Genomic DNA, 12,367 nt, shown 5'->3' with positions numbered 1-12,367 from the left:
GTTATTTTATATTGTTGTTTTTATGTGAATTTTTAATTTAAATCGCACGCTTTGACTTGCCTGATTATCGGGAGTTTAACTTGTGCTTTATTTGTTATATAAACGTTATGCTAGAGAGTGAATTATGGATGCGGTATTTAGTCAAATTAATCGTTCAGAGCATCAGCAAATTGCAGAAATAACACGTTTCTTGCGTGCTAACGATCTGAATATAGATACCACTGTTGACGTATTTATTACCGTAAGCCGTAATGAACAACTCGTGGCCTGTGGCGGGATTGCCGGCAATATTATCAAATGCGTGGCAATCAGTGAGCAGGTTAGGGGGGAAGGATTGGCGCTGACCCTGGCGACCGAACTGGTCAATTTGGCCTATGAACGTCACCATAGCCATCTGTTTATTTATACCAAGACCAAGAATGAAGACTTATTTAAAGCCTGTGGCTTTTATCCGATAGCCAGTGTCCCCGGTATTGTGGTGTTGATGGAAAATAGCGCCTGCCGCTTGCAGCGTTATGCCAAACAATTAAGCCAGTTACGCCAACCGGGACAAAAAATTGGCAGCATCGTAATGAATGCCAATCCGTTTACCCGTGGGCATCAATATTTAGTCCGCCAGGCCGCGGCACAGTGTGATTGGTTGCACTTGTTTTTGGTGAAAGAAGATAACTCGCGTTTCCCTTATGAAGATCGCCTGCAATTAGTGCTCAGTGGCACCGAGGATATTACCAATCTTACCGTGCATCCTGGCTCGGAATATATGATCTCTCGTGCCACTTTCCCATGTTATTTCATTAAAGATCAAGGTGTGGCCGATGACTGCTATACCGAAATCGATCTGAAGATATTCCGTCAATATTTGGCCCCGGCATTGGGTGTCACTCACCGCTTTGTTGGTACCGAACCGTTTTGTACCGTGACCGCCAAATATAACCATGACATGAGCTACTGGCTGGAAACCCCGTTATTAGTCTATCCCCCCATCTCACTGGTAGAAATTGAGCGCCTTAAATATCACAACACCGCTATTTCTGCCTCTTGGGTACGCAAATTACTGGCTCAGGGGGATGGCGAAACCATTCGTAAATTGGTCCCCCCCGCCACCTGCCACTATCTACAACGCCTACTGGCGCAGCGGGCAAAAAAGGTAGCTTCAGCAAAGGATCCAGCCCTGTTTTAGCCGAATAACGCAGGGCGCAAAGATAGGTGCAGATACGTAGATCAGCAACCTCGAATTTGAAGACAAGTTAATCAGGTGAAAAATGAAAATTATCAGAGAGGCCGTCGCCGGAACACTGGAGTCGAGCGACGTGATGGTGCGCATTGCGCCATTAAATCCACCCGAAATAGATCTGCAAATACATAGCAGTGTGGATAAGCAGTTTGGTGAAGCTATTCGTTACAGCGTTTTGGCGCTGTTGGAACAGTATCGGGTAAACGGAGTGCAACTGATTATTGACGATAAAGGCGCACTGGATTGCGTGTTGCAGGCACGGTTGGAAACCGCGCTACTCAGGGCAAGTGACGAAAAAATTCTGCCATGGAGAGCATCGTGATGAAACCTGAAATGAAAAACAGAATGCGTCGCAGCATGTTATTTGTTCCCGGCGCTAATGCTGCAATGGTAAGTAATGCCTTTATTTATCAGGCTGATGCATTGATGTTCGATCTGGAAGACTCGGTTATTCTGCGCGAAAAAGATGCCGCCCGACGTTTGGTCTATCACGCCTTGCAACACCCGCTTTATCAAGATGTGGAAACCATTGTGCGAGTCAATGCGTTGGACTCAGCCTACGGACTGGCCGATTTGGAAGCGGTGGTCCGAGGGGGGGCCGATATTGTACGTCTGCCCAAAACTGACTGTGCGCAAGATGTGACCGATATGGCGCGCGAGATCAGCCGTATCGAGTCGGAATGCGGCCGCGACGTTGGCAGTACAGGTCTACTGGCCGCGATTGAGTCAGCACAAGGGATTACTCAGGCACTGGCTATTGCACAGGCATCTCCGCGCCTGATGGGGATTGCATTAGGTGCAGAGGACTATGTGCGTAACTTGCGTACCGAGCGCTCACCAGAAGGTATTGAGCTGCTGTTTGCGCGCTGTTCAATTTTGCAGGCGGCCCGCGCTGTTGGAATTCAGGCTTTCGATACCGTCTATTCCGATGCCAACAACGAGGCCGGTTTTTTGCAGGAAGCCGCATTGATCAAACAACTGGGCTTTGATGGCAAATCGCTGATTAACCCACGGCAAATCGAACTGCTACATAACCTCTACGCCCCGACCGAGAAGGAAGTCCAGCACGCACAACGAGTGGTCGATGCGGCGGCGGCGGCGGAAGCCGAAGGACGTGGGGTGGTCTCCCTGAACGGCAAGATGGTAGATAGCCCGGTGATTGAACGGGCACGGTTGGTTTTGCAACGTGCGGTCAGTGGCCTGCGTGAGGAATAAAAGATGAATAGGCAACAACGAGTAGAAAGTTTAAGTCGCACTCAGGATAACGGCCCGGCGTACCACCTGTATCAAAACACCTCGAAAGCGAATTTACAGGCGCAGAAACCCCGTGATATCAAAATATGCGACTCACTGGAGACAGTTATCCGCCGTTGCGGGTTGCAAGATGGCATGACTATCTCCTTTCACCATGCTTTTCGTGCTGGTGATTTAACCCTGAATCTGGTGATGGATACCATTGCCGCCATGGGATTCAAAAATCTGCGTCTGGCCTCCAGTTCGCTGAGCGACTGCCATTCACCGCTGGTGGATCATATCCGCAATGGAGTGGTCAGTGAGATCTATACCTCTGGTCTGCGCGGGCCGTTGGCAGAGGAAATCTCTCGCGGGTTACTGGCTAAACCCGTACAGATTCACTCCCACGGTGGCCGGGTTAATCTGATTGAATCCGGCGAACTGACTATCGATATTGCCTTTATCGGCGTACCGGCCTGTGATGAATTTGGTAACGCCAATGGCTTTAGCGGCAATGCCTGTTGTGGCTCGTTGGGCTATGCCAAAGTCGATGCAGACTATGCACACTGTGTGGTGTTGCTGACAGAAGCGGTGGTGACCTATCCCCATCATCCGGCCAGTATTACCCAAGATCAAGTTGACCTGATTGTACAGGTTGAAAAGGTCGGTGATGCCGACAAGATCGGTGCTGATACCACCCGAATGACCTCCAATCCTCGTGAGTTACTGATTGCCCGCCGAGCTGCCGAGGTGATTGCCGGTTCCGGCTATTTTGTCGATGGATTTTCTTTGCAAACCGGGACCGGCGGGGCATCACTGGCAGTGACGCGCTTCCTTGAGGATAAAATGCTGCGACGCAACATTACTGCCGCTTTTGCCCTCGGTGGCATTACTTCAACGATGGTAGAACTGCACGAAAAAGGGCTGATTACCAAGTTGTTGGATGTGCAAAGCTTTGACCGGCAGGCTGCCTCCTCACTGGCCCGTAACCCACGTCACATCGAAATCAGTGCCAATCAATACGCCAATTTTAGTTCGAAAGGTGCGTCAGTCGATCGACTGGATGTGGTGGTGCTCAGTGCTCTGGAGATTGATACCCGTTTTAACGTCAATGTACTGACCGGCTCGGATGGCGTGTTACGCGGAGCCTCTGGCGGCCATTGCGATACTGCGGTCGCCGCCCGACTCTCTATTATCGTCGCTCCCTTGGTTCGTGGCCGGATCCCGACGCTGGTCAATGACGTCACCACCTGTGTGACGCCCGGCTCCAGTGTCGATATTTTAGTGACCGATCATGGTATTGCGGTTAATCCAGCCCGGCCCGAATTGGCGGAACGCTTACAGCAAGCCGGTTTAGCCGTAGTCACCATCGAATGGCTGCATCAGCGCGCGTTACTACTGACTGGCGTGCCACAACCTATTGCATTTACTGATCGCGTGGTAGCGGTGGTGCGCTATCGCGACGGCTCAGTGATTGACGTTGTGCATCAAATACAGGAGTAGGCGATGAACACACTCTCTCCTGCGTTAGCGGCCAATCGGCCCATCAGCTTACCGGAGTTACTTACCAGCCGTGAGTCCCGTCAGAGCAGACAACAGGCGTGGCTGGCTCGCCATCAGGTGACGTTGATTTCACTGACGTTGGTGGCACCCGGTGCGGTGAAAGATAACCCATTGACGCGCAAATTATTTGCATTGGCATGGCAGGCGATCACCTCGCTAAGTCAACGGCAGTGTTGGCCAGTGTTGCAGCAAGAGATTTTTCCACTGCCGACCGGCTGTGAAGGTTTGATGGCGGTGGATTTACCTGCGGAACAGGTGAAGGACGCCGCGTTGTTACTTGAGCTAAAACACCCGCAGGGCCGGTTATGGGATATCGATGTGCTTGATGCATCGGGGCAAATCTTATCGCGCCGTGATGTGGGGTTAGCGCCGCGCCGCTGTCTGCTTTGTCACCGTCCAGCCAATGTCTGTGCCCGCGCGCAAACCCACAGTATTGACCAACTATTGGTTCAGATGGAGTTGATGCTCAATGCCACAACTGCAACGCACTGACAACAGGGCGGCTCAATCACCTGCCGCCTCCTCTGACTTTGCCAAAAAATATGGCGCACTGGCGTATCGCGCCATGCTGGCAGAGGTGAATCTGACACCGAAACCGGGCCTGGTGGATCGCTTCAATTGTGGTGCACATAAGGATATGGCGCTGATCGATTTTTATCACAGTGCTGATGCTATTGCGCCGTGGCTCCCGCGCTTTATAGAACAGGGTATCAACCATGCTCAGCTTGGTGGGCAGGCAGCACTGAACAGCCTGCGACCGCTGGGACTGGCGTGTGAAAACAGTATGTTCCACGCCACCGGGGGGGTGAATACCCATAAAGGTAGCGTTTTTTCGCTGGGATTAATTTGCTGTGCGTTGGGGCGGCTGAAAGCGCGAGGTGAATGGATTAGCGCTGATGCTATTTGCCAGGAGGCGGCGTGCCTGTGTTCTGGGCTGACAGAGCGTGAGTTGCGTCAATCCAATCCACAACAAACGGCGGGCCAACGGCTGTTCTATCACTATGGCCTGACCGGCGCACGCGGCGAGGCCGAATCTGGCTTCGCTACAGTGTTGAATTATGCCTTGCCCGCTTACCAACGCTTATTAGTTAACGGGGCGGAATCCGACCATGCCTTATTGCACACCTTGCTGATTTTGATGTCCGTCAACCGCGATACCAATGTGGTGTCCCGTGGTGGTATGGCCGGGCTGCAATGGCTGCAACAGCAGGCGACAGAGATTCTGGCCTCACTCGCATCGGCAGGGATGGGTTCTCCTCTCAGCCTGAGGCGGGTGCGAATGTTTGATACCCAATGTATCGCTCGCAACCTTAGTCCCGGCGGCAGTGCTGACCTGCTGATCCTAACCTGGTTTCTGGCGCAGTTCCCTCATCATCTCCCTCACAAAAATAATAGCGTTGTTATTGAACCAGTAACAGCTATAGGAGTATCTCTATGTTGAAGTCGCAAGAGAAATTATGGAAAGCGCTCGCGCCTTTTGTGGTGCTGGCTGTTCTGCTGTTGATTCCCACCCCGGAAGGAATGCCACCTCAAGCCTGGCGCTATTTTGCGATTTTTGTCGCCATGATTGTTGGGATGATTTTAGAACCGATCCCCGCCACCGCGATAAGCTTTATCGCCGTGACGATATGTGTACTGAGTTCAGATTGGGTGCTATTTAGTGCGGCTGAAGTGGCTGATGCCAGCTTTAACGGCGGTAAAGAGTCTTTAAAATGGGGACTGGCCGGGTTCTCCAGTACCACCGTCTGGCTGGTGTTTGGGGCATTTATCTTTGCGCTGGGTTATGAAGCCACCGGACTTGGCCGCCGTATCGCCCTGTTCATGGTGAAATTCATGGGCAAACGAACCCTGACGTTGGGTTATGCCATTGTTATTATAGATATTCTGTTGGCACCCTTTACACCATCCAATACTGCCCGTACCGGGGGGACAGTGTTCCCGGTAGTAAAAAATCTGCCACCCCTGTTTGACTCATTCCCCAATGATCCGTCGTCACGGCGTATCGGTGGGTACCTAATGTGGATGATGGTGATCGGGACCAGTATCAGCTCCTCCATGTTTGTCACTGGCGCGGCACCTAACGTGCTGGGTATTGAGTTTGTCAATAAAATTGCCGGTGTTCATATTGGCTGGATGCAGTGGTTCCTGGCGTTCCTGCCCGTTGGGTTAATTTTACTGATCGTGGCACCCTGGCTCTCTTATGTGTTGTATAAACCCGGCGTGACCAAAAGCGATGAGGTAGCGGCTTGGGCGCAAACAGCACTGACTGAGATGGGGGCGTTAACGCGCAAGGAAGCAATTCTGATTGGTTTGGTGCTGCTGAGCCTGTGCTTATGGGTGTTTGGCGGTAAATTCATCGATGCGACGGCGGTAGGGTTGCTGGCAGTATCCCTGATGTTGGCACTGCATGTGGTGTCGTGGAAAGACATTACTAAATACTCAAGTGCCTGGAACACGCTGGTCAATCTGGCCACACTGGTGGTGATGGCCAATGGCTTAACGCGGTCGGGCTTCATTGATTGGTTCGCCAATACCATGAGTACCCATTTGGATGGTTTCTCGCCGAATATGACGGTGGTGGCGCTAGTATTGGTGTTCTATTTCTCTCATTATCTGTTTGCCAGCTTGTCTGCCCACACGGCAACCATGCTGCCGGTTATTTTGGCGGTCGGTAAAGGTTTAAGTGGTGTGCCGATGGAACATTTATCCATGCTGCTGGTGTTATCCATTGGGATCATGGGTGTCCTGACGCCGTATGCGACTGGCCCTGGTGTGATTATCTATGGCTGTGGTTATGTGAAATCGAAAGATTACTGGCGGCTGGGTGGCATCATGGGGGTGTTCTACATCTCAATGTTGCTACTGGTGGGCTGGCCAATCATGAGCCTGTGGTATTGATGACAAAGTAACCGTGAGAAGGGCCGGTCAGCGGCCCGACTCATGATTATCGGTTTATCAGCCGGTGTACACGCCAAATACCCTTGGTAGCCACAGGGATATTTCAGGAATATAAGTGACCAACATCAGCACCAGGAACAGTGCGCCGTAGAACGGCAACATCGCTTTTACCACTTGTTCAATCTTCTGTTTACTCACCGCACTGGCGACAAACAGCACCGACCCCACCGGGGGGGTGATCAGACCAATCCCCAAATTGATCAACATAATCATACCGAAATGGACCGGATCAATACCTAATGAATTGGTCACTGGCATCAGTACCGGTGTTAGGATCAGAATCAGCGGTGCCATATCCATCAAGGTGCCAATCAGCAGCAGCATGATATTGATACACATCAGAATCACGTATTTGTTATCAGAAACCGAGGTAAAGAATTCAGTGATACGTTCAGGCAACTGCATGTAGGTCATGATAGCGCCGAAACTGGCGGCAAAACCGATTAAAATCATCACGATAGTGACAGTTTTTACTGTGCGATACATCAGTTTAGGCAATTCGGACCATTTATAGTCGCGATAGATAAACATAGTGACGAAGAATGACCACAAACAGGCAATCGCGGCAGATTCTGTGGCGGTAAATACCCCGGAAAGAATTCCTCCCATGATGATGACCACCGTCATCAACCCCCATAATGTATCGACAAAGATTTTGAGCGCCTGACGGAACGGCACTCGTTCACCTTTAGGGTAACCTCGCTTATAGGCAAAGCCGACACACATTAGCATCAGGGTAAAACTGAGCAGCAAGCCCGGTAAAATCCCGGCAATAAACAGTGCCGCGATGGATACGGTGCCGCCGGTTGCCAGTGAGTAAATCACCGAATTATGGCTGGGTGGGGTCAATATCGCCTGCACTGAACCACTGGCGGTGACTGCGGCGGCAAAATCACGCGGATAGCCTTTTTTATCCATTTCCGGGATCATTACCGAGCCAATGGAGGCGGTATCTGCCACTGATGATCCTGAAATGGCACCGAAAAATGTTGAAGCGACAATGTTAACTAGCGACAAACCACCACGGATGAAACCAACGAAAATATAGGCGAAACTCACCAGCCGCCGTGCGATGCCACCTTCGGCCATAATGGCCCCCGCCAGAATAAAGAACGGAATGGCCAGTAATGAGAATTTATTGACGCCACTGGTGATTTGAATCATCACCGCTTCCAACGGTAAATCAATCCAAAATGCCCCGGCGATGGCACTTAAACCGACGGCATAAGCCACCGGGACACCAATCGCCAGCAAGATTGCCAGCGTAAAAACTAAAATAAATGCGTCCATAAGGCAAAGTTCCCCAAATTATGAATTGCCGATCATCACTACCGGGCGGTGGGTCTGCGGGCCAAAAAATAGCCGCTCGATGATAAACACCAGCGTTATCGCGGAGCCGATTGGCAGAGGAATATAGCTTTGTCCGGCTGTCAGTAATGGGAACTCAGCCACTGGTTGTGACCAAAGCTCGCTACACAGAATGTAGCTATAGACCAAAATAAACAGGCTTATCAGCACCATCAGCAAATCAACCAATAACAGGCATACTTTTTTACCGGTCTCAGAGAGCCGATCAGTGACCATACTGACGGCAATATGTGAACCAGATCGATAACTGGCGGCAGCACCAATAAAAGTAAATGTCACCATACATAATATGGCGACGGGTTCTGGCCAGGATAAGCCATCGTTTTGGACATAACGGGCAAATATCCCCATAGGGATAACTACAACCATAATGATTAAGGCAATACCAGCGACCCAGATCGACAGGCGATATAACGCATCCATCGTTGATAGATAATAGCGAGCCATAGCGGAGACCTCAGTGTACCCAGGGTCATTGGCTGCAACACCCATGACCTTGGGTAAATATCAGTAGTATTAAAAAATTTAATACTGTCGGAAAGATGTTATTGCACGGCTGCAATCTGCTTGATCAGTTCTTGATGATCCTTACCGAATTCATCACGAACAGGTTGAGTGGCTTTATAATAATAGTCATGATCCATTTCATGATATTGCACGCCACCGGCTTTCATTTTGTCATGGGATTGCTGCACATAGGCTTGCCATAATACGCGCTGCTCAGCCTGTGCTTCTTTGGCCAATTTCAGAATGGTTTGTTGATCTTCAGCAGATAATTTATCCCATTTAGTTTTGGAATAAAGGAACAGCTCAGGAATAATAAAATGGCCGCTCAGGGTATAGTTTTTGACAACCGGCAGATAATTATGGGCGATAAAGGTCGGTTCGTTATTTTCGGTACCATCAATCACCCCGGTTTGCATCCCGCTGAATACCTCGCTTACGCCCATACTGAGTGAGTTGGCACCCATGGCTTTAAGGGTAGCCAGTGCAATCGGGCTGCCCTGAACGCGGATTTTCATACCTTTGAGATCTTCTGGTTTAACCACCGGTTCTTTGGTAATCAGATTACGGGTACCCGCATCCATCCAGCCGAGAAATACCAATTTTGAGTTCTTATTGTTAGTGATTTTATCACCGATTTCTTGGCCGATTTGACCATCAATAACTTTATGTAAATGGTCTTCGTCGCGGAACATATAGGGCAGGGTAAAGACACTGATCTCCGGCAGAATAGAGGCAACAGGGGTCATAGAAACACGAATAATATCAATTGCTCCCATTTGAGCCTGTTCTATCATTTGCTTTTCATCACCTAAGACACCACCCGGGAATGTTTTAATTTCCAGGCGACCATCCGTTGCGGTCTTTAGTTTGTCGCCCATATTTTTAACAGCAACAACATTAGGATAATCTTTGGGATGAACATCGGCAGCTTTAATTTGTTGAGCAGAGGCCATTTGACTAAATAATATGGCAGAAATAGCCAGGCACAGTGTGGGCAAAGGCTTTGGGAATTTCATTCAGTGTTCTCCAGAAGTCGCTATACAAAAGATAAAATGGATTATTTTTAATAATGGGATAGGTATATACCCAATAGAATTCAAGCAGCAGGTGCGCATCTGTAACCTGTAACCTGACGGATATATCAATATATAAAAAAAGGTTATTCCTTTATCCCTCTGGTAATTAACCTAGCTGTTTACATTTTCTTTTAAATTGACCATTGTCACAGAAAAAGAAACGTCAGGAACTACGTTTCAATAATTGTGAAGTGACATTTCATAATGAATTAAGTCGTATTGGGTTATTTGTTGATGGGATTGGTGTTTTGGCTTTTGGCAGCAACTTGCTTTCACTGATGTGTTTTAGCCACCGGGATAGGTTCGGATATTGTGGTGCTGTGGGTTAACTACTATTATAAAGGCCTATGAATCCAGATGATTAGGATAACGCGTGACGTCGGTATTTATTCGTAACTTTACCTTTGCCGCACTGCCAGCCAGCGGTTTAAATGGCCAGCCATTGTTTCACGGCCTGTTGGCAAAATGTGATTTTGATGTCAATGAATACCGGGATGAGCTGTTTGCTGTTTATGGCATTGCGTTTCCCGGCAGTTTACAAAAAGCAGTGGCAAAACGGCGTGCCGAATACCTGGCGGGCCGTTTTGTCGCCCGACAAGTGCTGAATATGCTAGAAGTACGCAATTATCCGTTGGCGAATGGGCTAGATCGCGCGCCACTATGGCCCGCCGGTTTGATTGGCAGCATCAGTCATAACAACCAACGTGCTCTGTGCACTGCGCAAATTATAACGCCGGCTACAGAGTATTCTGATGAAAGTGCTCATGTCCACGGTGTTGGGCTAGATATTGAAAGCCTGATTGCCGTTGAAAGGGCGAATGATCTATGGCCCGGAATCCTTAGTGAGCAGGAGTACCGCGACCTTCAGGAGGGCCCATTAGTATTCAACCAGTTACTGACATTGGCTTTTTCAGCCAAAGAGAGTCTATTTAAAGCAGTGTATCCACAGCTAGGGCGTTATTTTGACTTCCTGGAGGCCCGTTTCCTGAGTTATTCCATGGCATCAGGGCGTTTTGAGTTGCAGCTATTACGGGATCTCAGCAGTGACTTCCCAGCAGGCCGCATTTTTACGGGATGTTTCACTGTTAATGACAGTGATATTCAAACATTTATTGCTTACTAAGTTGGTACTAGTCACTTGTTGTAATAACTTTTTATTTTTTTAAGTTGGAAATTTCAATCGATATAGACTAAATATTTGACTATCAACCATATTTATTTGATAGGACATCATGAAATATATAGTGCTATTCGTTTTTATCTTATGTGTAGTCTATGTGCATTTTCGTGGCAAAGTTCGCTACAAGTTCTGGCGTCAGCTCTCAGATCATTCGACATTTGTTTCACCCATCAATGTGTTTATGTATCTGTTTTCACGGGTACCCACCACACCCTATTTAAAGCAGGATCTTTTCCCTGAATTGACCGTGCTGCGTGAAAACTGGCAGCAAATCAGGGATGAAGGTAAGGCGCTGATGGAAATCCAGCAAATCAAAGCATCGGATAAATATAATGATGCGGGTTTTAATTCGTTTTTTAAAACTGGCTGGAAACGTTTTTATCTGAAATGGTATGAAGACAGCCATCCTTCGGCGATGACACTTTGCCCTTATACCACCTCGTTATTACGCGGATTACCTTCGGTAAAGGCAGCGATGTTTGCTGAATTACCGCACGGTAGCCGCCTGCCTCGGCATCGTGATCCTTATGCCGGTTCTTTACGTTATCACCTTGGTTTAATCACCCCGAATGATGACCGCTGTTTTATTGATGTTGATGGCACCACTTACAGTTGGCGTGACGGTGAAGGCATTTTATTTGATGAAACTTATATTCATTATGCCGAGAATCAGAGTGGGCAGAATAGGCTGATCCTGTTTTGTGATATTGAGCGGCCAATGCGTTACCGCTGGGCGCAATGGATTAACCACTGGTTGGGGCGCAATTTAATGAGTGCAGCCACTGCCCCCAACGAAGAGGGGGATCGTACCGGTGGTGTCAATCGTATGTTTAAATACATCTATGCAGTGCGCAAGGTGGGGAAACGGTTGAAAGCCTGGAATCGTAGGATCTATTATTTGATTAAATGGATATTATTCGGTGGTATTGCCGTATTGATTTTTTATGCACTGTGAAAGAAAACGGCTCACAGAACAGACTATCAAATAGCGAGAGCCCCGCCCAAACTTAACTATGTGGGGCTTTCTCATCAATTATCTTGATCACTTTTCTTTTTTGACGCCCGCAACCCCGCCACAAATCCAGACTCAGACAAACATCACACCCAAAATTGATACTTAGAGCCGTCAAAAACCAATGGAATATTTTATTCTATTGATAGTTGTTTTTGAAACAATATAGTTATCTAAGTCACAAAGTTGTAAATTTTTTTGTAATTATAGCGTGAATAACTCATCAGTACCGTCAT

The 12,367-nt window shown here is 48.5% G+C and carries 12 protein-coding genes; 9 read left to right on the top strand and 3 right to left on the bottom strand.

Annotated elements, in window-relative coordinates; translation table 11 throughout:
* Positions 1–124 precede the first annotated feature (124 nt).
* From citC to V2A85_RS17730, 7 genes are all read left to right on the top strand, one after another.
* Entirely contained in the window at positions 125–1,180 is a 1,056-nt protein-coding gene (gene citC / locus V2A85_RS17760; protein ID WP_420071986.1) for a [citrate (pro-3S)-lyase] ligase, read from the top strand.
* Positions 1,181–1,262: 82 nt separating this feature from the next.
* Positions 1,263–1,556 (top strand): citrate lyase acyl carrier protein, encoded by a 294-nt coding sequence (gene citD, locus V2A85_RS17755; protein WP_420071985.1) that lies wholly within the window; start codon positions 1,263–1,265, stop codon positions 1,554–1,556.
* Positions 1,556–2,449, top strand: a complete 894-nt coding sequence (gene citE, locus V2A85_RS17750; RefSeq protein ID WP_372559871.1) for a citrate (pro-3S)-lyase subunit beta — start codon at positions 1,556–1,558, stop codon at positions 2,447–2,449. Before citD ends, citE begins: the two co-directional genes overlap by 1 nt.
* Before the next feature lie 3 nt (positions 2,450–2,452).
* Positions 2,453–3,970 carry a citrate lyase subunit alpha gene (gene citF / locus V2A85_RS17745; protein WP_372558566.1) on the top strand — a complete coding sequence of 506 codons (1,518 nt, stop codon included), beginning with the start codon at positions 2,453–2,455 and terminating at the stop codon, positions 3,968–3,970.
* A gap of 3 nt (positions 3,971–3,973) precedes the next feature.
* Positions 3,974–4,522: a citrate lyase holo-[acyl-carrier protein] synthase gene (gene citX / locus V2A85_RS17740; protein ID WP_372558567.1), complete on the top strand. Its 549-nt coding sequence runs from the start codon at positions 3,974–3,976 to the stop codon at positions 4,520–4,522.
* Positions 4,500–5,471 (top strand): triphosphoribosyl-dephospho-CoA synthase CitG, encoded by a 972-nt coding sequence (citG, locus tag V2A85_RS17735; RefSeq protein ID WP_420071984.1) that lies wholly within the window; start codon positions 4,500–4,502, stop codon positions 5,469–5,471. Before citX ends, citG begins: the two co-directional genes overlap by 23 nt.
* Positions 5,465–6,928, top strand: a complete 1,464-nt coding sequence (locus tag V2A85_RS17730; protein WP_083159211.1) for an anion permease — start codon at positions 5,465–5,467, stop codon at positions 6,926–6,928. The genes citG and V2A85_RS17730 overlap by 7 nt, the downstream gene beginning before the upstream one ends.
* A 57-nt stretch (positions 6,929–6,985) precedes the next feature.
* On the opposite strand, the gene V2A85_RS17725 is transcribed toward V2A85_RS17730, so the two are convergent.
* From V2A85_RS17725 to V2A85_RS17715, 3 genes are all read right to left on the bottom strand, one after another.
* Positions 6,986–8,278, bottom strand: coding sequence for a TRAP transporter large permease (locus tag V2A85_RS17725; protein ID WP_019080904.1), 1,293 nt, complete (start codon positions 8,276–8,278; stop codon positions 6,986–6,988).
* A gap of 18 nt (positions 8,279–8,296) precedes the next feature.
* Entirely contained in the window at positions 8,297–8,803 is a 507-nt protein-coding gene (locus tag V2A85_RS17720) for a TRAP transporter small permease (RefSeq protein WP_420071983.1), read from the bottom strand.
* A 98-nt stretch (positions 8,804–8,901) separates the two neighbouring features.
* Positions 8,902–9,879 carry a TRAP transporter substrate-binding protein gene (locus V2A85_RS17715; protein WP_102970435.1) on the bottom strand — a complete coding sequence of 326 codons (978 nt, stop codon included), beginning with the start codon at positions 9,877–9,879 and terminating at the stop codon, positions 8,902–8,904.
* 433 nt (positions 9,880–10,312) lie between these two features.
* On the opposite strand from V2A85_RS17715, the gene V2A85_RS17710 reads away from it, so the two are divergent.
* Together V2A85_RS17710 and lpxO are read left to right on the top strand one after the other, a co-directional pair.
* The gene (locus V2A85_RS17710; protein WP_372558571.1) at positions 10,313–11,062 is read left to right on the top strand and encodes a 4'-phosphopantetheinyl transferase family protein; all 750 of its coding nucleotides are present in this window, start codon (positions 10,313–10,315) and stop codon (positions 11,060–11,062) included.
* 109 nt (positions 11,063–11,171) lie between these two features.
* Positions 11,172–12,074: a lipid A hydroxylase LpxO gene (gene lpxO / locus V2A85_RS17705; RefSeq protein WP_372558572.1), complete on the top strand. Its 903-nt coding sequence runs from the start codon at positions 11,172–11,174 to the stop codon at positions 12,072–12,074.
* Positions 12,075–12,367: the final 293 nt, after the last annotated feature.

This window comes from Yersinia sp. 1252 StPb PI, from assembly GCF_048593885.1.
Classification (GTDB): domain Bacteria; phylum Pseudomonadota; class Gammaproteobacteria; order Enterobacterales; family Enterobacteriaceae; genus Yersinia; species Yersinia enterocolitica_E.
Note: the sequence above shows the minus strand (reverse complement) of the source record. Positions and strands in the feature narration are given on the sequence as shown.